Genomic DNA, 24,293 nt, shown 5'->3' on the forward strand with positions numbered 1-24,293 from the left:
GGCACCGTGACCGTCCTCCTCGCGCAGGACCCGACGCTGGCCGACTTCGGCAAGGACCCGTGGTGGCTGGTCCTCGGCAAGATCGTCTTCGCCTTCGCCTTCGGTCTGCTCGCCACGCTGCTCGGCGTCTGGTTCGAGCGGCGGGTCGTCGGCCGCATGGCGGTCCGGCCCGGCCCGAACCAGGTCGGACCGTTCGGCCTGCTGCAGACCCTCGCCGACGGCCTGAAGATGGCCTTCAAGGAGGACATCCTTCCGAAGTCCGCCGACAAGGTCGTCTACTTCTTCGCACCGGTCATCTCGGTGGTCTGCGCGGTCACCGCCCTGTCGGTGATCCCGTTCGGCCCGATGGTCAGCATCTTCGGCCACCGGACGCCGTTGCAGGTCACCGACGTGTCGGTGGCGGTGCTGGTGCTGCTGGCCTGCTCCTCGCTGGCCGTCTACGGCATCGTGCTCGGCGGGTGGGCCTCCGGCTCGACGTACCCGCTGCTCGGTGGCCTGCGCTCAAGCGCCCAGATGATCTCGTACGAGGTCGCGATGGGGCTGAGCATCGTGGCGGTCTTCATGACCGCCGGCACGATGTCCACCAGCGGTATCGTCGCCGCCCAGGCCAACGGCACCCAGCTCAGCATCGGGGGCTTCGAGTTCCCGGCCCCCGGCTGGTACGCGATCCTGCTGCTGCCCAGCTTCATCATCTTCTTCATCGCCACCGTCGGTGAGACCAACCGGGCGCCGTTCGACCTGCCCGAGGCGGAGTCCGAGCTGGTCGCGGGCTTCATGACCGAGTACAGCTCGCTGAAGTTCGCGCTCTTCATGCTCTCCGAGTACGTCGCGATGGTGACCATGTCCGCGGTCACCACGACGCTCTTCCTCGGCGGCTGGCGGGCCCCGGCCCCGATCACCACCATCTGGGCGGGCGCCAACTCCGGTTGGTGGCCGATGCTCTGGTTCTTCGGCAAGGTGCTGATCCTGGTCTTCGTCTTCGTCTGGCTCCGGGGCACCCTGCCCCGGCTCCGGTACGACCAGTTCATGCGCTTCGGCTGGAAGGTCCTCCTCCCGATCAACCTGGTCTGGATCCTGGTCCTGGCCGGCCTGCGGTCGATCGAGGACTGGCAGTCGCGGGACCGGCTGCTCGCCACCGCCATCGGCGCGGGCGTGCTGCTGCTGATCACGCTGCTGTGGCCGAGCCGCAAGGCGACGCCGAAGCCGTCCGTTCAGGAACAGGTCAACAGTCGGCCGCACGGCAGCTTCCCGCTGCCCCCGATGGACCTTCAGGTACCACCGAGCCCGCGCACCAAGCGCGTGGTCGCCGAGCGGGAGCCGGCCAACATCGCCGCCGGCTCGGACTCCAGGGAGGTGTGACGTGGGCGCGATCACCGGAACGTTCAAGGGCTTCGGGGTCACCTTCTCGCACATGTTCAAGAAGGTCGTCACCACCGACTACCCGTTCAAGCCGCCGGTCTCGGCGCCGCGCTACCACGGCCGGCACATCCTGAACCGGCACCCGGACGGCCTGGAGAAGTGCATCGGCTGCGAGCTGTGCGCCTGGGCCTGCCCGGCGGACGCGATCTACGTCGAGGGTGGCGACAACACCGACGAGCAGCGCTTCTCGCCGGGTGAGCGGTACGCCAGCGTCTACCAGATCAACTACGCCCGGTGCATCTTCTGCGGGCTCTGCATCGAGGCCTGCCCGACCCGTTCGCTCACCATGAGCAACGAGTACGAGCTGGCCCGGGACAACCGGCAGGACCTGATCTTCACCAAGGAGCAGCTGCTCGCGCCGCTGCTGCCGGGGATGGAGCAACCGCCGCACCCGATGCGGCTGGGTGACAGCGAGAAGGACTACTACGTCGGCGCGCTGACCAACCCGGGCACCTCGGCCGGTGCCGAGCACTCGGCCAACAACCCGGGCCGTTACCAGCTCGAGGAGCACCCCGGGGTGACCTTCCCCGGTGCCGAGCAGCACGCCCAGCGGGCCGAGGCTGGCAAGGGAGCAGGAGCATGACCACGCAGACGGTGCTCGCGGCGGCGGGCGGGGTCTCCGGGGGTGAGCAGGTCACCTTCTGGATCCTCGCCCCGCTGGCGCTGATCGGCGCGATCGGCATGGTCCTGGCCCGCAACGCGGTGCACTCCGCCCTCTGGCTGGTGCTGACCATGCTCTGCCTGGGCGTGTTCTACGTGCTCCAGGCGGGCCCGTTCATCGGCATGGTGCAGATCATCGTCTACACCGGCGCGATCATGATGCTCTTCCTCTTCGTGCTGATGCTGGTCGGCCGGGACGCCTCGGACTCGCTCATCGAGACGCTGCGCGGCCAGCGGGTCGCGGCGATCGTGCTGGCCCTCGGCTTCGCCGGCCTGGTCGGCACCGGCCTGTACCGCGCCCTCGACGGGGTCACCGCGGCCGGGCTCGACCAGCCGAACGCCGAGGGCAACGTGCAGGGCATCGCCCGGCTGCTCTTCACCAAGTACGTCTTCGCCTTCGAGCTGACCTCGGCGCTGCTGATCACGGCGGCCGTCGGCGCGATGGTGCTGGCGCACGTGGAGCGGCGCAAGGAGGACCGGATGGACCAGGTCGCCACCATGAAGGCCCGGTTCCGTCCCGGCAACTACCCGGGCCCGAAGCCCGGCCCGGGTGTCTTCGCCACCTCGTCCTCCGTGGCCACCCCGGCCCGGCTGCCCGACGGCCGGCTCACCGACCGCAGCATCCCGGAGATCCTGCCGGTGCGGGAGCTGACCGCCGAGGAGACCACGCTGAAGGGGACGGACAAGTGATGGGCGAGTTCTTCTCGGTCGAGCCGAACTACTACCTGGTCCTCGCGGCGGTGCTCTTCACCATCGGCGCCGTCGGGGTGCTGGTCCGGCGCAACGCGATCGTGCTGTTCATGTGCGTCGAGCTGATGCTCAACGCGGCGAACCTGACGCTGGTCACCTTCAGCCGGATCAACGGTGACCTCAACGGCCAGATCATGGCGTTCTTCGTGATGGTGGTGGCGGCGGCCGAGGTCGTGGTCGGGCTCGCGATCATCATGTCGATCTTCCGGACTCGGCGCTCCGCGAGCGTCGACGACGCCAACCTGCTGAAGTACTGAGGGGCCCTGCGGTGGATGAGATCCTGACGTACGCCCAGGCCGAGCCGGCCGGCACCGTCGCCTACGCGGAAGCTGGGGGTCTGCTGAGCAGCGTCTGGCTGCTGGTGGCGATCCCGCTGGTCAGCGCGGCGATCCTGCTGCTGCTCGGGCGGCGGGCCGACCGCTGGGGGCACTGGCTCGGCGTGGCCGCCATCGGCGCCGCGTTCGTGCTCGGGCTGAGCTACTTCTTCCAGCTCCGCGGCCTGGAGAACAAGTCCGTCGAGCTGAGCCTCTGGGACTTCATCACGGTCGGCGACCTGCGGGTGGACTTCGGTCTGCTCTTCGACCCGCTGGCCGCGGTCTTCGTCCTGCTGATCACCGGGGTGGGTTTCCTGATCCACCTCTACGCGGTCGAGTACATGGCGCACGACGAGGGCCGGCGACGGTTCTTCGCCTACTTCAACCTTTTCGTCGCCGCGATGCTGCTGCTGGTGCTCGGCAACAACTACGTGATGCTCTACTTCGGCTGGGAGGGCGTCGGTCTGGCGTCGTACCTGCTGATCTCCTTCTGGTACGGGCGGCCGAGCGCGGCCACCGCCGGCAAGAAGGCGTTCCTGATGAACCGGGTCGGCGACGCCGGCCTGGCGATCGGCATCTTCATCATGTTCGCCACCCTCGGCACCACCCAGTACGACGAGGTCTTCAACGGCGTCGGCGCGCTGGCCGGCGGCACCGTGCTGGTGCTGGGCCTGCTCCTGCTGCTCGGCGCGGCCGGCAAGTCCGGCCAGTTCCCGCTGCAGGCCTGGCTGCCGGACGCGATGGAGGGCCCGACCCCGGTGTCGGCGCTCATCCACGCCGCCACCATGGTGACCGCGGGCGTCTACCTGATCGCCCGCTCCAACCCGGTCTTCTCGGCCAACTCCACCCTCCAGCTCGTCGTGGTCAGCGTCGGCGCGATCACCCTGCTGATGGGCTGCCTCATCGGTGCGGCCAAGGACGACATCAAGCGGGTGCTGGCCTGGTCGACGGTGAGCCAGATCGGCTACATGTTCCTCGGCGTCGGCCTGGGCGGCGCGGCGTACGCGCTGGCGATCGTGCACCTGCTGGCGCACGGCTTCTTCAAGGCCAACATGTTCCTCGGGGCCGGCTCGGTCATGCACGGCATGAACGACCAGGTGGACATCCGCCGCTTCGGCGGGCTGTCGAAGTACATGAAGGTCACCTGGATCACCTTCATGATGGGCTGGCTCGCCATCATCGGCATGTTCCCCTTCTCCGGCTTCTTCTCCAAGGAGCCGATCATCGTGGCGGCGTTCGAGCGGGAGGGCTGGACGGCCTGGCTGTTCGGCGGCGCGGCGCTGCTCGGCGCGGGGCTGACCGCCTTCTACATGACCCGGCTCTTCGTGCTCACCTTCCACGGCCCGAAGCGCTGGACCGAGGACATCGAGCACCCGCACGAGTCGCCGAAGCTGATGACGATCCCGCTGATCCTGCTGGCGATCGGCTCGGTGGGCGCCGGCTTCCTGCTGGCCACCTCCGTGCCGGACTGGCTGACCGCCACCGCCGGGCTCGGCGCGCAGGAGGAGGGGCACGAGGCGGTCCTGTCGCACACCGTCATCACCGTGCTCTCGCTGCTGGTCACGGTGCTCGGCGCCGGGCTCGCCTGGATGCTGTTCCGCAACGGCACGGCCACCGCGCCGCAGCCGGCGGGCGTGCTGGTCACCGCCGCCCGGCGCAACCTCTACACCGACGCCTTCAACGAGGCGGTCTTCGAGAAGCCGGGCATCTTCCTCACCCGGGCGCTGGTCTTCATCGACAACCGGGGCGTCGACGGTCTGGTCAACGGCCTGGCCGCGGCGGTGGGCGGCGGCTCCGGCCGACTCCGGCGGCTGCAGACCGGCTTCGTCCGGTCGTACGCGACGTCCATCCTCACCGGCGCGCTGCTCGTGGTGGCCGCGTTCCTGGCCGTCCAGGCGGGGTGGTTGGCGTGATCGACCTTCAGGCGGCCGTCGCCGGCGGACCGCGCAGTGACGACGGAGGTAAGGCCGCATAATGTCCGACTTCCCGTTCCTCTCGGTGCTCACCGTGGCGCCGCTGGTCGGCGCCCTGGTCGTGGCCTTCCTGCCACGCCGCCGGCCCGAGCTGGCCAAGCAGGTGGCCTTCGCCTGGTCGCTGCTGGTGCTGGTGCTCTCCGTGGTCATGTGGGTGTCGTTCCAGGTCGACGGCGACCGGCTCCAGTTCCGTGAGTCGTACCCGTGGATCCCGACCTGGGGCGTCAGCTTCACCTTCGCCGCCGACGGCATCGCGCTGGTCATGCTGATGCTGATCGCCGTGCTGGTGCCGCTGGTGATCCTGGCGTCCTGGCACGACGCGGAGGCGTCGAAGCGGTCCGTGCCGGTCTACTTCGCGCTGCTGCTCATCCTCGAGAGCACGATGATCGGTGTCTTCGCCGCCGCCGACGTCTTCCTGTTCTACGTGTTCTTCGAGGTCATGCTCGTGCCGATGTACTTCCTGATCGGCAGCTACGGCGGCCACCAGCGGCAGTACGCGGCGGTGAAGTTCTTCCTCTACTCGCTCGTCGGCGGTCTGTTCATGCTCGCCGCGGTGATCGGCCTCTGGGTGGTCGGCGGGAAGACCTTCGACTGGCAGACGCTGACCCAGGTGGACATCTCCACCGGCACCGAGCGCTGGCTGTTCCTCGGCTTCTTCCTCGCCTTCGCCATCAAGGCGCCGTTCTTCCCGTTCCACACCTGGCTGCCGGACGCCGGTGGCGCCGCCCCGGCGGGCGCCGCCGCGCTGCTGGTCGGCGTGCTGGACAAGGTCGGCACCTTCGGCATCCTGCGGTACTGCCTGCCGCTGTTCCCCGAGGCGTCGAAGTGGTTCGCCCCGTGGGCGCTGGCGCTGGGCCTGATCGGCATCATCTACGCGGCGCTGCTGGCGGTCGGTCAGTCCGACCTGAAGCGGCTGGTGTCGTACACCTCGATCGCGCACTTCGGCTTCATCGGGGTCGGCATCTTCGCCTTCACCACCCAGGCCGGCACCGGCGCGGTGCTCTACATGCTCAACCACGGTCTCGCCACCGGCCTGCTCTTCCTGGTCGTGGGCATGCTGATCGCCCGCCGTGGCTCGGCGCTGATCAAGGACTTCGGCGGCGCGGGCAAGCTGGTGCCGCTCCTGGCCGGCGTGCTGTTCTTCGCCGGCCTGGCCTCGCTGGCGCTGCCCGGCACCGCGCCCTTCGTCTCCGAGTTCCTGGTGCTGATCGGCACCTTCACGGTGAACAAGCCGGTGGCGGTGATCGCCACGCTGGGCATCATCCTGGCCGCCGCGTACGTGCTGTGGATGATCCAGCGCACCACGCAGGGCACGCTCAACCCGGAGCTGACCGAGGTCGAGGCCATGCGCCGTGACCTCAGCCTGCGCGAGAAGGTCGTGGTCGCCCCGCTGATCGCTCTGATCGTGCTGCTCGGCTTCTACCCGAAGCCGGTCACCGATGTCATCAACCCCGCCGTCCAGGCGACCATGCAGGACGTCGGCAAGACCGATCCCGCCCCTGAGGTCGGCAGCGTCCAGGAGGCATCGCAGTGAGCGCGAGGAGTGAACGAGCGCAGCGAGTGAGCCCCGCAGTCGCGAACGAAAGGCGGCATCTGCAATGACCGAGCTGAAACTGCCGTCGATCGACTACGCGGCGCTCGCTCCGATCCTGATCATGCTGGGCGCCGCCCTGCTCGGCGTCCTGGTGGAGGCGTTCGTCCCGCGCCGCAGGCGGCACCTGGTGCAGCTGTCGCTCGCCCTGGCGGCGGTGCTCGCCGCGCTCGTGATGGTGGTGCGGGGCGCCGGTGACCGGCTGATCACCATCGGCGGGGCGATCGCCATCGACGGCCCGGCGCTCTTCCTCCAGGGCGCCATCCTGGTGCTCGCCGCGATGTCGCTGCTGCTGATCGGTGAGCGCTCGGTGGAGCGTGGCGGGGCGTTCGTCGCCCAGGCCGCGGTGACCGCCGAGTCGGCCGACGACCGGCGGCAGGCCGAGGGGAAGAACGGGGCCACCGAGGTGTACCCGCTGACCACCTTCGCGATCGGCGGCATGCTGATCTTCGTGGCGGCCAACGACCTGCTGACCATGTTCATCGCGCTGGAGGTCTTCTCCCTGCCGCTCTACCTGCTCTGTGCGCTGGCCCGCCGCCGGCGGCTGCTGAGCCAGGAGGCGGCGATGAAGTACTTCCTGCTCGGCGCGTACGCCTCGGCGTTCTTCCTGTTCGGTGTGGCGCTGGTCTACGGCTTCACCGCCGGGATTCCGGGCCGGGCGGCCGGCGTCGACTTCGCCACCGTGCACGCCGCCGTCAAGGAGTCGCCGGCCAGCCCGGTGCTGCTCTTCGCCGGCATGGCGCTGCTCGCCATCGGTCTGCTCTTCAAGGCCGCCGCGGCGCCGTTCCACGTCTGGACGCCGGACGTCTACCAGGGCGCCCCGACGCCGGTCACCAGCTTCATGGCGGCCTGCACCAAGGTCGCCGCCTTCGGCGCCCTGCTCCGGGTCTTCCATGTGGCGTTCGCGGACGCGGCCTGGGACTTCACCCCGGTCCTCGGCGTGGTGGCGGTGCTCACCATGCTGGTCGGCGCGGTGCTGGCGGTCACCCAGACCGACATCAAGCGGCTGCTGGCGTACTCCTCGATCGCCAACGCCGGCTACCTGCTGGTCGGTGTGCTCGCCCCGAGCGGCGCCGGCATCTCCGGCACGATGTTCTACCTGGCCGCGTACGGCTTCTCCGTGCTGGCCGCGTTCGCCGTGGTGACCCTGGTGCGGGACGCGGACGGGGAGGCCACCCACCTGTCCCGCTGGGCCGGGCTGGGCCGCCGCTCGCCGTTCTACGCCGGCATCTTCACCTTCATCCTGCTGGCCTTCGCCGGTATCCCGCTGACCAGTGGCTTCACCAGCAAGTTCGCGGTGTTCGGCCCGGCACTGGAGGCCGGTCACGCCTGGCTGGTGGTGGCGGGCGTGCTGACCAGCATGGTGCTGGCCTTCCCGTACCTGCGGGTCGTGGTGATGATGTGGCTCTCCGAGCCGGGCGAGAGCACCCCGACGGTCACCGTGCCGGGTGGCCTGACCGCCACCGCGCTGATGATCGGCGTGGTCGCCACCCTGGTTCTCGGCGTGGTCCCGGCCCCGCTGCTCGACCTGGCGACAGACGCTGCGGCGTTCGTAAGATGATCCACTTTTTCCGGATGCGGGGCCGGTGCGCTGTGGCGCACCGGCCCCGCGCCTGTATCCCCGCCCCGGTGCAGGTCGAACGGGTGTGGCATGGTTGATGGCGTGGTGATTCCGGCTGGCGAGGGTTCAGGCGTCGTCGGCTCCGGCGGGCGTCGGAGCCGGGCGGGCACGAGTCAGGTCGGCGCGCTCGGCGTCTATCTCGCCGATTCGCGCGTCGAGACCTCCGTGCTGGGTCTGCTCGACTCCGTCGAGGCCGACCTGCGCGCCAGCGTGGCCAGCGCCGACCCGTTCGTCACCGAGGCCGCGCGGCACCTGGTGGAGGCCGGTGGCAAGCGGTTCCGGCCGCTGCTGGTGGCGCTGGGCGCCCAGTTCGGTGATCCGACCACCGCGCAGGTCGTCCCGGCCGCGGTGGTGATGGAGCTCACCCACCTGGCGACGCTCTACCACGACGACGTGATGGACGAGGCGGCCGTACGGCGGGGCGCGCCGAGCGCCAACTCCCGCTGGACGAACTCGGTGGCCATCCTGGTCGGCGACTACCTCTTCGCCCGGGCCGCGGACATTGCCGCCGACCTCGGCCCGGAGGCGGTCCGCCTCCAGGCGCGCACCTTCGCCCGACTGGTCCACGGCCAGATCGCCGAGACCGTCGGCCCCCGGGCCGGCGAGGACCCGGTGGCGCACTACCTGAGCGTCATCGCGGAGAAGACCGGCTCGCTGATCGCCACCTCGGCCCGCTTCGGCGGCCTGTTCAGCGGCGCGACCGCCGAGCACACCGAGGCTCTCGCCGGGTACGGCGAGACGATCGGGGTGGCCTTCCAGCTCTCCGACGACCTGCTCGACATCGCCAGCGAGTCGGTGCAGTCGGGCAAGACGCCCGGCACCGACCTGCGCGAGGGCGTGCCGACCCTGCCGGTGCTCTACGCCCGGGCGTCGGACGACTCCGACGCGGCCTCGGCGCGGCTGCGCGAGATCCTGGCGACCGGCCCGCTGGTCGACGACGCGCTGCACGCCGAGGCCCTCGGCCTGCTCCGCGAGAGCCCGGCGCTGAAGCGGGCCCGGGAGACCGTCCGCAGCTACGCCGAGGACGCCAGGGCGCGGCTCGCCCCGCTGCCGCAGAGCCCGGCCCGCCGCGCCCTCGAATCCCTCTGCGACCACATCGCCGACCGCACCAGCTGACGTGCGCGCCCGCCGGGCTCCCGCGCCGCCGCGCGCCGGTCAGGAGGTGCCCGCCCGTTTCCGTTCCCCGACGCCCTCGTGCCGCTCCGGGCGGTGGGGCCGGGTCACTCGTGTTCGTAGAAGGTGACGGTGATGCCGTCCCGGCGGACGCCGACCAGCGCGTGGTCGCCGAAGGCGTCGAGGAGCACGTCGTTGAAGCCACCCGAGGTCAGGGCGTCGGCGAGCGCCCGGGCCCGCTCGTACCGGAGTTCGTCCGGGCCGGTGTACGGGTGCTGCCGGCCGGCCTTCCGGCCCCGCCAGCCCAGGGTCGGGTGCGGGTCCTCGTACTCGCCGACGCAGAGGTCCTCGGGGCCGGTGTCGGGGGCGTCGGCGGTGGTCCGCACCCAGAAGCCGTCCACGGCGAACTCGCACGGCTCGCCGTCGTTGAAGTAGGGCGTGCACTGCTGCCAGCCGAACTCGACCACCGCCTCGTCGTCGAGGAGCGCCCGGAGCAGGGGCTGCAACTCGGCCAGCGGTCGCTGCACGATCCGGCGGCGCCGGGTGATATCGCCCTGGACGGGGATGCCGAGGAAGTTGACGTGACTCACTGGTCGCCTCCGAGCAGGGTGGAGAGGGGCAGTTCCTTACGCCGGGCACCGGACATCCACGGCAGGATCGGCATGCCCTCGATGTAGTCCGCCGGGGTGGGCAGCCAGCCCAGGTCCTCCAGCACGTGCCGTTCGGCGATGAGACGGACCGGGATGCGTCGCCGCCCCACCTGGAGGGTGTCGCCGAAGATCCGCTGGCAGAGGTAGATGCCGGCAGTGTGGTGGTACATCGACCGGTGCCGGACGTCCCCGATGAGCTGCTTCGACGAGTCGATGAACTCCTCGATCGGCAGGTAGTCCTCCGGGGTCCCGCCCCACTTCCGGGCCGCGGACTGGGCGTGGTGCCACGAATTCACGATCGACAAGGTAGTCGGCGGCTCCGACAGGTTCAGCCCCGGCGGGCCAGCATCCGACTGCCGAGCAGCATGAACGCGGCAGCGGTCAGCATCGCCACGGCGGCGGTCAGCCACATCACCGGGTAGCCGAAGGCGGCGGCGGTGGCGCCGAGGCCCAGCGGGCCGAGGCAGCCGCCCGCGTACACCCCGGTCTGGGTGATCGAGGTGGCGGCGGCGGGAGCCTGCGGGTGCAGCCTGACCACGGCGAAGGTCATCAGCCCCGGCCAGGCCCAGCCCAGACCGAAGCCGAGCACCACGCCCACCACCAGCGGCACCGCGCCGGCGACGGCGAGCAGGCCCAGCCCCACGGCCCCGACGACCAGCATCCCGGCGATCACCGCGACGTGCCCCTCGGCCCTGCGGTCTGCCAGCCAGCCCCCGCCCACCCGAGCGGTCACGCAGACCGCGCTGCCCAGGGTGAGGGTGAGCCCGGCCAGCCCGGGCGCGAGGCCCCGGGCCGCCGAGGAGTCGACCAGGAAGGTGCCCAGGGCGTTGGCCGCCGCCGCGGCGAGCGTCGCGGCCACCCCGACGACCACCAGGGCGGGGGTGACCTGCCGGCCACGCGTCCTGGCGCGTGCCACCGGTCGGGCCTCCGCCGGGGGTACGGCGGGCAGGGCGGCCAGGGCGGCGACGGCTGCCGCCGCGAACGCCCAGCGCCATCCGGCGGTGAGCGCGATCGTGGGCACGGCCGCGCCGGCGAGCAGCGTGGAGGCCGGGATCGCCGCCTGCTTCACCCCGAAGGAGAGGCCCTGGCGGCGGGCCGGCACGTGCCGGGCCAGCGCGGCGTTGCTCGCGAGTTGGCCGAGCGCGTTGGCGGCGGCGCTCAACCCCAGCAGGATCACCAGCGCCGGGTACGAGCGGGCGAGCACCGCGATGGCGAGCAGGCAGCCGGCGGCCAGCAGGATGCCGGCGCGGCCGACCACGGCCGCGCCGTACCGCTCGACGAGGCGGCCGGAGGGGACCGACGCCAGCGCGCTGACGCCGAAGTAGACCGAGACGGCCAGCCCCAGCCCGGCGGGGGAGAAGCCGAGGTCGTCACCCATCTGCACCGCCAGGCCGCCGACCAGGAACACCGGCAGCACCGAGGCGATGGTGGTCGCGACGGCACCGGCCCCGGCGCGCAGCGGACGCACCGCGGGCCGGCTCGGCGGGGGGTCGAGAACGGTTCCGGTCATGGTCTCGTCAACCTACGCGAATCCGCCTCACGACGACTCGGCGTGTCGGAGCGATACACGCCACGTACAGACCGATCTGGCATCCTCGACCCGAACGGGCGTTCCGTCCCCGGCCTGTTTTTCATATGGTGTAAGTCCCCGGCTGCGGAGGTGGTTGTGCGCGACCCCCTGGCGGAGCCTTCGGATCTCATCCGGAGCGTCTCCCGCGCGTTACGCGTGCTCGAGTCGGTCGGTCGTGCCCCGAAGGGCCTGACCGTCAAACAGATCGCCCGGCGGTGCGAGCTGACCGTCGCCACCACGTACCACCTGGTCCGGACCCTGGCCTACGAGGGCTACGTGATCCGCCGGGAGGACGGTACGTACATCGTGGGGCTGGAGGTGGCCGACCGGTACCGGGAACTGGTGACGGCGTTCCGGGGGCCGCCGGTGGTCGGTGAGACGCTGCGCCGGGCCGCCGCCGACACCGGCTGGAGCCACTACCTCGGCCGGTTCGTGGGCGGCCAGGTGGCGGTCACGGCGGTCGCCGAGGGCCCGCGCTCGCCGTACCTGGAGGACCTGGTCCCCGGCTTCGACGAGGGGGCGCACGCGACCGCCCTCGGCAAGAGCCTGCTCGCCACCCTCACCGCCGAGCAGCGGTTCCGCTACCTGCGCGAGTACGGCATGCGACCGTTCACCGCGGCCACCCTGACCAGCCCGGAGACGTTCGAGGCCGACCTGGCCGCCGGGGACCGGCGCGGCATGCAGTTGGAGCTGGGGCAGTTCCGGCAGGGAGTGGCCTGCGCGGCGGTGCTGGTCACCCCGGACAAGGACATCGAGCGCCGCGTGGTGCTGGCCTGCGCGCTGCCGGCTGGCGAGATGATGACCTCCGCCCGGGTGGTCCGGGCCAAGCTGCTGACGGTCGCCCGGTCCGTCGCCGACGGCATCGCCACGGACAGTTGACCGCTGCTCCGCGGTAGTCGGCCGTCCCGCCGTGGGCAGCACGCGGTGCCGCCGGGGTCCCGACAGCGGCCGGTCGACGCCGGAAGGGCCCCGTCCCTGGCGGAGAGCGGGGCCCTTCGGCCGGTGGTCCAGCGCCGGACCACCGAGGGGAACGTCAGCTGCCGATCGGGCCGCCGTCCAGACGCCAGGTGACCACCACGCCCGGCTTGGCGTAGTCGCCGTCCGGCCAGGTCGACACCGGGCTGTCCACCGTCGCGCCGGTGACCTCGCCGGGGTGCTGCACCGCGACGAAGACCGAGCGGCGGTCGTCGGTGATGAACGGACCGCAGGCCTCCGCACCGACCGGCACGGTGAGGAACTGCTTGAGGTGGCCGCGCTCCGGCCCCTCGACGGCGGTGGCGAAGAGGCCGTCGTTGCTGCCCAGCGCGTTGCCGTCGGTGGAGATCCAGAGGTTGCCGGTGGCGTCGAAGGCGACGTTGTCCGGGCAGGAGATCGGCGACACCTTGGTCTTGTCGTACCCGGCGAAGTAGGTCGACGGGTCGGCCGGGTCGCCGGCGACGATCGGCAGCGACCAGGCGAAGGTCTCGGCCGTGTTGTCGGCCCGGTCCTCGACCAGTTCCAGGACCTGCCCGTGCTTGTTGAGGTTGCGCGGGTTGGCCTCGTCGGCCGGGGCCTTGCCGGGCTTGCCGCGGTCGGTGTTGTTGGTCAGCGCCACGTACACCTTGCCGGTGAGCAGGCTCGGCTCGACGTCCTCCGGCCGGTCCATCTTGGTCGCACCGACCTTGTCACCGGCGAGCCGGGTGAAGGTCAGCACGTCGGCGGCGGTCATCCCGTCGACGTACGAGCGGTTGCCGCTGACCAGCTTGATCCACCGGCCCCGGCCGTTGAACGCCCCGTCGGCCGGGAGCCTGCCCGAACCGTCGATCTCGGCGGCGCTGGACTGCTCGATCTTCGCCACGTAGAGCGTGCCCGACTCCAGCAGGGTCAGGTTGTGCCTGCGCGCCACCCACGAGTCGCCCGGCAGGAACTTCTTGTCGGAGACGAACTTGTAGAGGTAGTCGAAGCGCTCGTCGTCGCCCATGTACGCGACCACGTGCCCGTTCTTCGCCACGATGACGTTGGCGCCCTCGTGCTTGAACCGGCCCAGCGCGGTGTGCTTGCGCGGCCGGCTCTCCGGGTCGTACGGGTCGATCTCCACGACCCAGCCGAACCGGTGCGCCTCGTTGGGGTGCTTCGCCAGGTCGAAGCGCTCGTCGGCCCGCTCCCACTTCCGGCTGCCGCCCGGGTACCGCGTGGTGGTCTTGATGCCGTACCGGGCCAGCTTCGGCTTCAGCTCCTCCGGCGCGGCGTCGCCGCCGACGAAGTACTGGTTGAAGTTCTCCTCGCCGGAGAGCACGGTGCCCCACGGGGTGACCCCACCGGCGCAGTTGTTCAGCGTGCCGACGACCGTGCGGCCCTTCGGGTCGGCGGCCGTCCGCAGCCAGGCCGAGCCGGCGGCGGGGCCGGTCAGCTCGAACTTCGTGGCCAGCGCGGTCACCCGCCGGTTGTACGGCCGCCGGCCGTTGGCGACCGGACGCCACTGCCCGGTGCCGTCGACCCGCTCCAGCTCCACCACGGACATGCCGTGCGCGGCCATGGCCACCCGCAGTTGCTCCACGCTGAGCGCGTCCATCGTGGTGAAGCCGGGGAACATCAGCTCCTCGTTGGTGTACTCGTGGTTGACCACGAGCAGCGCCCGCCGGCCCCGCCGGTCCAGCGGCAGCACCCCGACGAAGTCGTTGTTGTAGCCGAACTGCTTCGACTGCGCGGCGGCGGTCTGGCCGCGCAGGTCGAACTCCGGCGCGCCGGGGACGACCGGGTCGCCCCAGCGGATGACCACCGCGTGGTCGTACCCGTTGGGGACGACCAGGGTGTCGAGCTGGTTCGGCGGGATCGGGCTGAAGGTCAGCGCGCCGCTGCCGGTGCCCGGCTGCGGGCGGCCGAAGCCGGCTGCCTCCGGCACCACCGGGGTGCCGGGCGCGGCGGCGGCCGGGGCCGCGCCGGCCAGCGCGCCGGCCGCCGCGCCGCCGAAGCCGAGCACCAGCGCGCCGACCGCGCCGGCCCGGACCACGCCGCGCCGGCTGACCTCGGCGGAGACCACGTCGCCGAAGTACGCGTTGTCGGAGGTGTTGGGAACAGGGTGGTCGCAGGCGTTGCCGCACCGGTACAGACAGGTCATCGAGTCACGGCTGCCGTGGCGGGTGGTGGTGCCCAGCAACGGGAGCAGCCGGGGTCGGTCGCTCATGGGGTGCCTCCTGGAAGCAGCGGTTCGGTGGCACGCGGATCGCTGATCGACGTGCGTACCGGCCGGACGCTGCCAGGACGCGGTGAGCGGCCCTCGGATTGAGCGTGAACGAGGTGTGAACAGCTGTCGCGGTGAACCGATCCGGGTCGCCGCGCGTATCCACGGGCGAACACCCACCCGGCCCGACTCGCCGCGGAGAGCGAGGGGATCACCATCAGCGACCACGACGCCCAACTGCTGCGCGCCCTGCACGACGAGCACGCGGAGGCGCTGTTCGCGCATGCGCTCCGGCTGGTCAACGGCGACCGGACGCGGGCGGAGGACCTGGTGCAGGAGACCCTGCTGCGGGCCTGGCGCCATCCCGGGTCGCTCGACCCGCGACGCGGCTCGGTCCGCGCCTGGCTCTTCACCACCGCCCGGAACCTGGCGATCGACGCCTGGCGGCGCCGGTCCACCCGGGTCGGTGAGGTGTTCACCGATGACCTGCCCGAGCCGCCGGAGGCGGTCGACGAAGCGGAGCGCGCGGTGGAGGCGTGGACCGTGGCCGAGGCGCTGAACCGGCTCAGCCCGACCCATCGGGAGGTGCTGGTCGAGTGCTTCTACCAGGGCCGGTCGGTGGCCGAGGCGGCTGCCCGGCTGGGTGTGCCGCCGGGGACGGTCAAGTCCCGCACCCACTACGCGCTGCGCTCACTACGGTTGGTCCTGGCCGAGATGGGGGTGACCGGATGACCCGCTGCGAGTTCGCGCACGACGACGGCGCGTACGTGCTGGGCGCCCTCGCCCCGGCCGACCGTGCCGCGTACGAGCGGCACCTCGCCGGCTGCGCGGCCTGCCGGGAGGCGGTCGCCGAGATCGCCGTGCTCCCCGGGCTGCTGGGCCGGCTCGACCCGGTTGCGCTGGACGAGTTCCTGCCCGCACCGCCGGAGACCACCCGGGTGCCCGACCTGCTCGCCGCCGCCCGGGACCGCCGTCGCCGCGACCGGTCGCGCTCGCGCCGACGGTACGCCGTGACCGCCCTGGTCGCCGCCGCGTTCGCCCTGGTGGTGGGCTTCGGCGGGGCGACCGCGCTGCGTCCGGCCGACCCCGTGCCCACGCCGACCGGGCAGGCGGTCCGGATGGTCGCCATGCGGCCGGTGTCGGCGAAGACGCCCGCGGTGCACGCCGAGATCGGGCTGACCGGGACCGAGTGGGGCACCGAGATCACCATGCGGTGCGGGTACGACGCGACGGCCGGCTACGGCAAGGCGTACACCTTCCGGCTGGTGGCGTACGGGCCGGACGACGCGACTGAGCAGATCGCCTCCTGGCTGGCCGCCCCCGGGGACGACGTCCGCCTCACCGGCGCGACCCGCTTCACCGACGCGGAACTGGTCCGGCTGGAGCTGATCCGCGCCGACGGCACCGCCGTCCTCGGCTACGACGTGCGCTGACCCGGATCCCACGCCCGGCCGATCCGGGCGCGGGTGGGGCTCACCGGGCGGCGGCGACCGGCTCCAGGGCGCGGGCGGCGGCCCGGGTACGCCGGCCGCGGTGCAGCGCGTCCATGGTGAAGATCACCAGCGCCACCCAGACCAGGGCGAAGCCGGCCAGCCGGGCCGGCGGCATCGGCTCGTCGAAGATCAGCACTCCGCAGCCGAGTTGGAGGATCGGGGCGAGGTACTGCAACATGCCGAGCCCGGAGAGGGGCAGCCGGTTGGCCGCGCCGGCGAAGAGCATCAGCGGGACGGCGGTGGCCGCCCCGGCCAGCACCAGCAGCGCGGTGTGCCCGGCCGACAGCTGCCCGAACGTGGCCGCGCCCCGGGACGCGAGCCAGCCCAGGTACGCCAGGGCGGGCAGCGCCAGCACCGCGGACTCGACGAAGAACCCCTCCGCGGCGGGCAGCCCGAGTCGTTTCTTGACCAGCCCGTAGCCGGCGAAGCTGAAGGCCAGGGTGAGCGCCAGGTACGGCAGCCGGCCGTAGTCGACGGTGAGTACGGCGACCGCCAGCGCGCCGACGCCGAGCGCCGCCCACTGTGCCGGGCGCAGCCGCTCGCGGAGCACGAAGACGCCGAGCAGCACCACGACCAGCGGGTTGATGAAGTAGCCGAGGGCGGTCTCCACCACCCGGTCGGAGTTCACCCCGTAGATGTAGGCGCCCCAGTTGACCGCGATCAGCACCGCCGCCGCGACGATGCCGGCGAGCGTACGGGGGCGGCGGGCCAGCGCGCGCAGGAAGCCGACGTTGCGCATCGCGGCCAGCACCAGCGAGACGAGGACCACCGACCAGACGATCCGGTGGGCCAGGATCTCCACCGCGCCGGCCGGGCGCAGCAGTTTGAGGTAGACCGGGAAGAAGCCCCAGATCAGGTAGGCGACGAAGCCGTAGAGGTAGCCGAGCCGGGTCTGGTTCACCGCTCCACCGTAAGGGCCGGCGAGCCGCTCGGCTCCTTTCCGGTGAGCGGACTGACCGGCCGCCGGTCCAGCTCCATCCAGCGTTCCGGCGCGACCGGGGCGAAGCCGATCCTGGCGTACACCCCGTGCGCGTCCTGGGTCGCCAGCAGGATCCGTCGTACGCCGAGGGAGGCCAGGTGGTCCCGGACGGCCGTGGCCAGCCAGGTGCCCAACCCGCGCCCCCGCTCCTCGCGCGCGACGTAGACGTCGCAGAGCCAGGCGAAGGTGGCCCCGTCGGTGACGACCCGGGCCACCGCCACCTGCCCGCCGTCCGGCACCCGGTGCACGCCGTACGGGATCGAGCCGGCGAAGGCGCGTACGACGGTCTCCCGGCTCCGCCCCAGCGCCCAGTACGCGTCGGTGGAGAGCCAGTGGTGCACCCGGTCCACGTCGATCCGGTCCGGGTCGGTGCTGAGCAGGTAGCCGTCGTCGCGGGTCAGGGTGAACACACCGGCGACGCTAGACCGACCGACCGCCGGCCGCGCCGGCCAATTCCCACCCGCTGGCCGTCGTCCCGGGTCGGCGGCTCAGTCGCGGTCGAGGACGGCCCCGAGGATCCAGGTCACGATGCCGACGAAGAGCGCGCCGAGCACCGCCGCAGGCCAGAAGCCGTCCACCTGGAAGGGCAGCCCCGCCTGGTCGGCGATCCAGCTCGTGAGCAGGAAGAGCAGGCCGTTGACCACCAGCGCGATCAACCCGAGGGTCAGCAGGTACAGCCCGCAGCCGACGGTCTTGATGATCGGCTGGAGCACGGCGTTGACCACGCCGAAGATCACGGCGACCAGCAGCAGCGTGGTGACCGTCTCCACCGCCGAGCCGGAGTCCAGGGTGATGCCGGGAATGAGCAGCGTCGCCAGCCAGAACGCGACGGCCGTGGCACCCAGCCGGATCAGCAGGCCCTTCAGAAAACCCATGGCGGGGATCGTGCCACGGCAGATCCACCCGGGGAAGCCTCCGGCCGCCCCGGAATCAGCGCCGCGCGGGCCGACCGATCAGCTGCGACTCGATCGGTGTGGGGGAGAGCAGCGCCCAGCGCAGCGCCCGCCGGTTCACCACCGCCACCATGTCGTCCCGGATCCGGGTCAACCACTCCGCCGAGCCGCCCAGCCCGAGCGCGGTGCCGGCCAGCGCCGCCTCCTGCGCGTCCAACGGTTGCAGCACCGCCAGGTCGGCCCGGCCCAGCACGTCCACGTCGGACGCGGTCAGCTCGTCGCGTACCACCAGGGTGGCCCGCCAGGCCGGGCCCGGCGTCGACTCGACCGGCGTCGCGCCGGCGTCGACCACCAGCAGCAGCGGGCACAACGGGGAGCCGGGCGCGCCGCCCACCGGGCGGCCGGGCGGCAGCACCGCCACCCCGCCACCGGTGCTGCCCACACCCCGGACGAACGGCTCCCACACCCGGGGGCGGCCGGTCTGCACCGCCACCCGCGCGCCCAGCGCCATCGCCCGCAGGACCAGCAGTTGCGCCGCGCGTACCCCGCCGACGAGGACCAGCCGGGTGCCCTCGGCGCGGAACAGCCGTACGGTCACCGCCCCGCCGTGCCGGTTCGCCCCCACCATCAGGCCCCCGCCACGGATCGACAGGTCCAGCGGTTCCGGCTCCGGGCCGGGCGCCGGTGGGCCGCCGGCCACCGCCAGCGGCAGGGTGGTGGCCAGCCCGGCGAGCTGCTCGCCGTCGAGCCGGCGCACCTCGCCACCGGCGTCGGAGACGAGCCGGTGCAGCGCCTGCGCGGCCAGCGCCAGCTCGTCGGGCGTCCAGGCGGTCAGCCGTACCGTCAGCCCGGCCGGCGCTGGGACGGAATCGGCGCCGGCGCGCGGACCCGCGCAGAGCGCGACGCTGGTCGCGGTCGCCGGCAGTGCCAGCAGCCGGGACACCAGCCGTCGGCCCAGGTCGGTCCGGGGGTCGGGCCAGCGGGTCAGCCCGAAGCCGACCTGCAGCAGGCCGCCGGAGGAGACCGCCTGCCAGGTCTCCCGGGTCGGTCGCCCGGCGTCGTGGTGGGCCAGCTCCCCGAGTACGCGCAGCGCGGCGTGCTCGCCGAGCGGACGCCCGCCGGCCGGCCCGAGGCGGCGCAGGATCCGGCGTACGGTGCCGGAGAGGGCCCGGCGCAGTTCCTCGTCGGACCAGCCGTCCACCCGCAGCACCCGCACCGCCAGCAGGGCCCGTTCCTGGCCCGGCAGCCGTCCCTCGGTCAACTGCCGGTACGACGTCCCGGCCGTGCCGCCCGCCGCGCCGGGCGCCGGCGCCGGGGCGGCGTGCAGGAGGAGCTGGACCCGCACCGGCGGGTTCTCGGGCGTGGCCGGTGGGAGCAGCGTGGCGGGCGCGGGCAGTGGACGGCGGCCGTCAACGAGCAGGTCGCCCGGGTCGCCCAGTTCGAGCAGGGCGGTGAGCCCGGTGGCGTCGTCGACGACGGCGGCGGGCTCACCGGACAGTTCGGCGGCGCGCACCGCGGCGCCCGGAAGCACCAGGTCCAGCAGGGCGTCCGGGCCGGCGGTCGGGGTGAGCGCGTGCCGCCGGGTGGCGTACCCGAGGGCGGTGCCCAGCCACTGGAAGAGCCACCGGCCCCGCCATCGCACCCAGGCCGTGGCGAGCAGGGCGCCGGCGGCGAGCAGGGCGAGCCCGGTCGTCGCGGCGCCCCGGCCGGTCGCCGCGACGGCCAGCGCCGCCGCGACCTGGGCGGCCACCACCTGGCCGGCGCGGACGGCGGTCGACGGGCGGGCGGTCGTCAGCCACTGCGGCGGCAGCGGCTGGCGGTGGATTGCTCCGGCCGGCCGGCCGGTCGTGCTCGCCGTCACCGCGTCTCCTCCGCTCGACGTGTCGGGACCTCTCGGCTCCGGTGGGCCGGCCGCGACGGGGTGTCGCGCCGTTCACGCGACCGCACCGCGACGGCGGCGTGACCCATGGTAAGGGGCCGCGGGTCCGCCGGTTGTCCACAGGGGAGGGCGACGGGGTAGCACGACGGCGATCGGGCCGCTACCGTCAGCGACGAGTTCGGCCGACCGTGCGCACCGGGGCCACCCACCCGGCGTGACGTCCACCGTGGACGTGACCGACGGTCCGCCACGACCGAGGAGACGAGGTGACGTCCGGGTGTCCCAGACCCAGGCAGAAGCCGCGGTGATGCAGCAGACCGCCGCGAAGTTCGAGCAGGTGGACCAGTCCCTGCAGACCATGCTCAGCGGCCTGCTGGCCGAGTTGGAGGTGTTGCAGCAGGCCTGGCGGGGCGCCGGTGGGCGCTCGTTCGAGCAGGTCAAGCAGCAGTGGTCGCAGGACCAGGCCGCGTTGCAGCGGGCACTGCGGGAGACCGCGTCGGCGATCCGCACCGCCGGCCGGCAGTACGACGCCTCGGACGCCGAGGCCGCCGGCCGGGTCGCCGGCACCCACCGCGGCATCCAGTTGCCGCTGTAACCGCACCCGAGGGGGAGGACATCCGATGGACAACGGTGTGCTGGTCGTCAACTTCGCCGCGCTGCAACAGGCCAGCGCGGACATCCAGAAGGCGTTGAACACGCTCGACTCGCAGCTCGGCCAGCTCGAACGGGACGCCGCACCGCTGGTGGCGAGCTGGGCCGGCGAGGCGCAGCAGGCGTACGAGCAGCGGCAGGCGCGGTGGCGCTCCGCCTCGCAGGACCTCCAGGCGATGCTGCGGGACATCAAACTCGCGGTGGACGACTCCGCCGGCGACTACCTCAACACCGAGAAGAGGAACGTCGGCCTGTTCCAGTGAGACCGGCCGCGCGGCGGTGCCCGACCATCCCGTCGGTGCGCCGCCGTCGTCGTTCCGCGCCGTGTCGCCCGGACCCGGCGCTGGTCGGGGCCACGACGCGCGTAAGGCTGCGGCCGGTGCCCGGCTGACGGCAGAGTCGGGGCGCGGCCGTGCTGCGCCGGTGGCTCAGGCCGGACCGGCCGGGCGCCAGCCGCGTCGGACGCCGCGCGGCAGCACCAGCGCCAGCAGGACCGCCGCCGCCACCGCCGCGCCGGTGACCCCGGCGACCAGTAGCGCCCGGTCCCGGGCCGCCGCCCGCCGGTCGGCACGCGCGAGCAGCGCCGGGTCCGGACGGTCCGCCGGCAGGGTGGCCGGCGGTCGGTACGCCACCGGCCCCGAACCGGTGTCGGCGACCGCCCGGTACGGGTTGAGCACCCCGGCCCCGTACCCGCCGCTGCCCCGGTCGCCGGGCGCCGGGTCGGCGGCGCCCACGATGCGCTCCGCCACCTGGGCGGCGGTCAGGTCGGGCCGGTACTGCCGGATCAGCGCCGCCGTGGCCGCCACGAAGGGCGCCGCGTAGCTGGTCCCCTCCGCCCGGTGGTGCCCCTGCCCCGGCGCGGCCATCAGCACGTCGCTGCCGGGCGCGACCAGGTCGACGTACGGGCCGGCCTGGGAGAAGTCGGCCCGGGTGCCGTCGGACGCGATCGCCCCCACCCCGAGCACACCCTCGTAGGCGGCCGGGTACGGGCGGGGGTCGCCGCTGTCGTGCAGGTTGCCGGCGGCGGCCACCACCACCACGTCCCGGCGGACCGCGTAGCCGACCGCCGCCCGGACGGCCGGGTCGTCCGCGTACAGCACCACGGAGAGGTTCAGCACGTCGGCGTCGTGGTCCACGGCCCATCGGATGGCCCGGGCGAACTCCGCCGCGCCGACCGTACGCCCCGACTCCCGCCCCTCGACGACCTGCTGCTCGCTGACCCGTACCGGCAGGATGCGGGCCCTCGGCGCCAGCCCCTGGAAGGCGACGCCGTCGCCGGGGGCCGCCGCGATGATGCTGGCCACCCCGGTCCCGTGGCCGGCGCAGTCGCGGCCGCCGTCGCCGCCCGGGTCGAGGAAGTCCGCCCCGTCGAGCACCTGACCGCGTAGTTGCGGGTGCCGCCGGTCCACCCCGGAGTCGATCACCGCGACGGTGACTCCGGCACCGGTGGCCAGGGGTGCGAGGCGTTCCGGGGCATACCGCTGCTGGGCCCAGGGCGTGGTGGCGACGGCGCGGGCCGGGGCGAGCGGGGCGGCGCACCCGGGTGCGGGCGTGCGGGCCGCCACGGATGCCGGGACGGCGGCGCGGGCCGGGGTGACCGACGACACGGCGACGGCCGGGATTCCGGTCAGCAGGGCCGCGGCCAGGCCTGCCAGGGCCGGTCGGGTACTGGGCCGGTACATCGACCGCCTCCGTATCGTGTCGACTCCGGAACGGGATGTTATCGCCCCGAGGTCGCGGCGGCGGCCCGCCGCCGGCCAACCCATTGTGATCTTGTTCGTACCTTGTAGGTTGTACGCGATGCCTATGGCCTGTTAGCGGGAGGAGAGGTGGCCGTGACCGACTGGGAGCCGGCTACCGAGGTCGAGGCGGCGATGCGGGACGCGCTGCGCGCCAACGACCAGGGACTCTACTTCCGCATCCTGGCCGGTACGGAGCTGTTCCTCCCGGTTTCCGCGCAGGCCCTGGCCGGCGAGGCGCCGATAGGCTGGGGCACCTGGACCACGGGTGGCCGGACGCATGTGCTGGCCTTCACCTCGCCCGCCGCGATGCGTGCCTGCCTCGGCGCCGACCACGGTCCCAGCCGGCGCAGCCCCTACGCCGACCTCGCCGCCGCCTGGCCCCACCACGAGTGGTGGCTGGCGGTCAACCCGGGCCTGCCGGTCGAGGGCTACCTCCCGGCCTGGTTCGTGTCGCAGCTCTCCCGGGGCGACGTGCGGCTGCCCGGCCGCACCATGGGTGCCCGCGCCCGGCTGGAACGGGTGGAGTCGCTCGCCGCCGAGCAGCCGGGCACCGGCCCCGCCGACGCCCGGAGGCAGCCGGAGCCGGCTCCGCCCCCGGCCATCGGCGGCGTGGCCGACGCCCCACCCGTCCGGCCCGCCGCCGCGCGGGAGCCCCATCCGGTGCGGGCCGCCCACGGGCCCGGTCCCGCCCCGGTGCGTACGGCCGGCGGGCAGCCGACGGTCCCCGCCCCCGCCCCCGCCCCCGCCGCCCGCCCGGAGGCCGTACCGGCCGATGCCGGGACCCCGGCGAACGGTGAGCCCGGCCCCGGGCCCGACCCGCGCGACGGCGGCGCGGGCCGGACGGGCACGTCCTGGCCGATCCCACCGCGACGTCGTCTGCTCGCCGAAGGGCCGGGTGCCCGGTCCGCCGGGGACGAGGGCCAGCCCAACGGGCACAGTTCCTTCTTCGAGCCGGCCTCCGGTCGGGGTGCGGCCCGGGTGTTCCGGGACAACCCGCTGCGCTCGGGCGAACGGGCCGCCCCGCCACTGCGGCCCGGGCTCGGCGGCCAGCCGTTCCCCCGTCGCGGCCCGGCCGGCCCGCCGGGCGACGACCCGACCCGCGCGTTCCGGATGGACACCGACGAGGCGAAGGTGACGCCACCGGTCCCCGGGCCGGGGACGAACGGCCTCCGGCCCGACCGGCCGACGGAGGAGCCCACCCGGGCCTTCCGGGTGCCGGACCCCGAGGCCACCCAGTCCCTGCCGCGCCGCCGGCCGACGCCCGCGCCGCCACCGGCCGAGGAGCCCACCCAGCCGCTGCCCGACCCGTCCCCGCAGCCGACGCCCGCGCCGGCCCCGGTCGAGGAGGTGGCCGAGGAAACGCCGGTGTCGTACACCGAGCCGGTCTCCGCGCCGTCCGCGCCGCGCCGGGGCTTCTCGCCCATCGTGATAGAGGGCACCGTCATCGAGTCCCGGGACCTGCCCGTCGCCGACGAGCCCGCGCCGGCTTCCGCGCCCCGGCCCGCCGGCCCGCCGGTCGACACCGCTCGGGACGGGCACGCCACCGGGACCGGTTCCGGCGCACCCCCGCAGGGCACCCCGGGCGGGCAGCCCGCCGGACCGGTCGGGCCCGGGGCCGAGGAACCGACCGAGCTGATCGTCGCCGCCCCGGGCGAACCGACCCGGCCGATCTCGCCGGTCGCCGGGGTGGTCCCGCCGGTGCCGGAACCGAGGACCGCTCCGGGCGCCCCGGGCGCGGAGGAGCCCACCGAGCCGCTCGCCTCGCTCTTCGCCGACCGGTCGAAGCCGGTGGATCGGGCGGAGCCGACGGTGTCGTTCGGGTCGGTGGACCGGGC

Annotated in this window: 23 protein-coding genes; 14 read left to right on the forward strand and 9 right to left on the reverse strand. The window is 73.3% G+C overall.

Going from position 1 to position 24,293, the window contains the following annotated elements; genetic code table 11:
* Positions 1-6 precede the first annotated feature (6 nt).
* The 8 genes from nuoH (at position 7) to GA0070560_RS20965 (ending at position 9,444) form a co-directional block, all read left to right on the forward strand.
* Positions 7-1,359: an NADH-quinone oxidoreductase subunit NuoH gene (gene nuoH / locus GA0070560_RS20930; protein WP_091300724.1), complete on the forward strand. Its 1,353-nt coding sequence runs from the start codon at positions 7-9 to the stop codon at positions 1,357-1,359.
* A gap of 1 nt (position 1,360) precedes the next feature.
* Positions 1,361-2,002, forward strand: coding sequence for an NADH-quinone oxidoreductase subunit NuoI (nuoI, locus tag GA0070560_RS20935; protein ID WP_091300598.1), 642 nt, complete (start codon positions 1,361-1,363; stop codon positions 2,000-2,002).
* Positions 1,999-2,769 carry an NADH-quinone oxidoreductase subunit J gene (locus tag GA0070560_RS20940; protein WP_091300600.1) on the forward strand — a complete coding sequence of 257 codons (771 nt, stop codon included), beginning with the start codon at positions 1,999-2,001 and terminating at the stop codon, positions 2,767-2,769. The genes nuoI and GA0070560_RS20940 overlap by 4 nt, the downstream gene beginning before the upstream one ends.
* A complete protein-coding gene (gene nuoK / locus GA0070560_RS20945) occupies positions 2,769-3,086 on the forward strand; it encodes an NADH-quinone oxidoreductase subunit NuoK (RefSeq protein WP_091300602.1) in 318 nt (105 codons plus the stop codon). The genes GA0070560_RS20940 and nuoK overlap by 1 nt, the downstream gene beginning before the upstream one ends.
* 11 nt (positions 3,087-3,097) lie before the next feature.
* Positions 3,098-5,056 (forward strand): NADH-quinone oxidoreductase subunit L, encoded by a 1,959-nt coding sequence (nuoL, locus tag GA0070560_RS20950; protein WP_091300604.1) that lies wholly within the window; start codon positions 3,098-3,100, stop codon positions 5,054-5,056.
* A gap of 61 nt (positions 5,057-5,117) precedes the next feature.
* Positions 5,118-6,650 carry an NADH-quinone oxidoreductase subunit M gene (locus tag GA0070560_RS20955; protein WP_091300606.1) on the forward strand — a complete coding sequence of 511 codons (1,533 nt, stop codon included), beginning with the start codon at positions 5,118-5,120 and terminating at the stop codon, positions 6,648-6,650.
* 64 nt (positions 6,651-6,714) lie between these two features.
* Positions 6,715-8,268, forward strand: a complete 1,554-nt coding sequence (nuoN, locus tag GA0070560_RS20960) for an NADH-quinone oxidoreductase subunit NuoN (protein ID WP_091300608.1) — start codon at positions 6,715-6,717, stop codon at positions 8,266-8,268.
* Positions 8,269-8,358: 90 nt separating this feature from the next.
* Positions 8,359-9,444: a polyprenyl synthetase family protein gene (locus GA0070560_RS20965; protein WP_091300610.1), complete on the forward strand. Its 1,086-nt coding sequence runs from the start codon at positions 8,359-8,361 to the stop codon at positions 9,442-9,444.
* A gap of 104 nt (positions 9,445-9,548) precedes the next feature.
* Here GA0070560_RS20965 and GA0070560_RS20970 read toward each other — a convergent pair whose 3' ends face one another.
* The 3 genes from GA0070560_RS20970 to GA0070560_RS20980 are packed head-to-tail and all read right to left on the reverse strand — an operon-like array spanning position 9,549 to position 11,601.
* On the reverse strand, positions 9,549-10,031 hold the full coding sequence (locus GA0070560_RS20970; protein WP_091300612.1) for a hypothetical protein: 483 nt from the start codon (positions 10,029-10,031) through the stop codon (positions 9,549-9,551).
* On the reverse strand, positions 10,028-10,387 hold the full coding sequence (locus GA0070560_RS20975; RefSeq protein WP_139131554.1) for a DUF6915 family protein: 360 nt from the start codon (positions 10,385-10,387) through the stop codon (positions 10,028-10,030). The genes GA0070560_RS20970 and GA0070560_RS20975 overlap by 4 nt, the downstream gene beginning before the upstream one ends.
* Positions 10,388-10,419: 32 nt before the next feature.
* The gene (locus GA0070560_RS20980; RefSeq protein ID WP_091300615.1) at positions 10,420-11,601 is read right to left on the reverse strand and encodes an MFS transporter; all 1,182 of its coding nucleotides are present in this window, start codon (positions 11,599-11,601) and stop codon (positions 10,420-10,422) included.
* 156 nt (positions 11,602-11,757) lie between these two features.
* On the opposite strand from GA0070560_RS20980, the gene GA0070560_RS20985 reads away from it, so the two are divergent.
* Positions 11,758-12,540, forward strand: a complete 783-nt coding sequence (locus GA0070560_RS20985) for an IclR family transcriptional regulator (protein WP_091300617.1) — start codon at positions 11,758-11,760, stop codon at positions 12,538-12,540.
* A gap of 154 nt (positions 12,541-12,694) precedes the next feature.
* Here the strand turns inward: GA0070560_RS20985 and GA0070560_RS20990 are convergent, their stop codons facing one another.
* Positions 12,695-14,824 (reverse strand): PhoX family protein, encoded by a 2,130-nt coding sequence (locus GA0070560_RS20990; RefSeq protein WP_091300619.1) that lies wholly within the window; start codon positions 14,822-14,824, stop codon positions 12,695-12,697.
* 213 nt (positions 14,825-15,037) lie between these two features.
* On the opposite strand from GA0070560_RS20990, the gene GA0070560_RS20995 reads away from it, so the two are divergent.
* Positions 15,038-15,553 carry a sigma-70 family RNA polymerase sigma factor gene (locus GA0070560_RS20995; RefSeq protein WP_091300621.1) on the forward strand — a complete coding sequence of 172 codons (516 nt, stop codon included), beginning with the start codon at positions 15,038-15,040 and terminating at the stop codon, positions 15,551-15,553.
* The gene (locus GA0070560_RS21000; RefSeq protein ID WP_091300624.1) at positions 15,550-16,254 is read left to right on the forward strand and encodes an anti-sigma factor family protein; all 705 of its coding nucleotides are present in this window, start codon (positions 15,550-15,552) and stop codon (positions 16,252-16,254) included. Before GA0070560_RS20995 ends, GA0070560_RS21000 begins: the two co-directional genes overlap by 4 nt.
* Positions 16,255-16,294: 40 nt before the next feature.
* Here the strand turns inward: GA0070560_RS21000 and rarD are convergent, their stop codons facing one another.
* From rarD to eccE, 4 genes are all read right to left on the reverse strand, one after another.
* Entirely contained in the window at positions 16,295-17,215 is a 921-nt protein-coding gene (gene rarD / locus GA0070560_RS21005; protein WP_091300625.1) for an EamA family transporter RarD, read from the reverse strand.
* Positions 17,212-17,703, reverse strand: coding sequence for a GNAT family N-acetyltransferase (locus GA0070560_RS21010; RefSeq protein WP_091300627.1), 492 nt, complete (start codon positions 17,701-17,703; stop codon positions 17,212-17,214). The genes rarD and GA0070560_RS21010 overlap by 4 nt, the downstream gene beginning before the upstream one ends.
* Before the next feature lie 78 nt (positions 17,704-17,781).
* Positions 17,782-18,168, reverse strand: a complete 387-nt coding sequence (locus tag GA0070560_RS21015; protein ID WP_091300628.1) for a phage holin family protein — start codon at positions 18,166-18,168, stop codon at positions 17,782-17,784.
* Positions 18,169-18,223: 55 nt separating this feature from the next.
* Positions 18,224-20,047, reverse strand: coding sequence for a type VII secretion protein EccE (gene eccE, locus GA0070560_RS21020; protein ID WP_091300630.1), 1,824 nt, complete (start codon positions 20,045-20,047; stop codon positions 18,224-18,226).
* 295 nt (positions 20,048-20,342) lie between these two features.
* Here eccE and GA0070560_RS21025 point away from each other — a divergent pair, with 295 nt between their 5' ends.
* Entirely contained in the window at positions 20,343-20,660 is a 318-nt protein-coding gene (locus GA0070560_RS21025) for a WXG100 family type VII secretion target (protein ID WP_091300633.1), read from the forward strand.
* A gap of 25 nt (positions 20,661-20,685) precedes the next feature.
* The gene (locus GA0070560_RS21030; protein WP_088977028.1) at positions 20,686-20,979 is read left to right on the forward strand and encodes a WXG100 family type VII secretion target; all 294 of its coding nucleotides are present in this window, start codon (positions 20,686-20,688) and stop codon (positions 20,977-20,979) included.
* A gap of 165 nt (positions 20,980-21,144) precedes the next feature.
* On the opposite strand, the gene mycP is transcribed toward GA0070560_RS21030, so the two are convergent.
* Complete coding sequence (mycP, locus tag GA0070560_RS21035; protein WP_091300635.1) at positions 21,145-22,398, reverse strand: type VII secretion-associated serine protease mycosin; 1,254 nt, start codon at positions 22,396-22,398, stop codon at positions 21,145-21,147.
* Positions 22,399-22,551: 153 nt separating this feature from the next.
* Between mycP and GA0070560_RS28315 the strand changes: the two genes are divergently transcribed.
* The coding region (locus tag GA0070560_RS28315) for an SseB family protein (protein WP_170839511.1) at positions 22,552-24,293 on the forward strand (1,742 nt) is incomplete at its 3' end.

The sequence above is a fragment of the Micromonospora halophytica genome, from assembly GCF_900090245.1.
GTDB classification, from domain to species: Bacteria; Actinomycetota; Actinomycetes; order Mycobacteriales; family Micromonosporaceae; genus Micromonospora; species Micromonospora halophytica.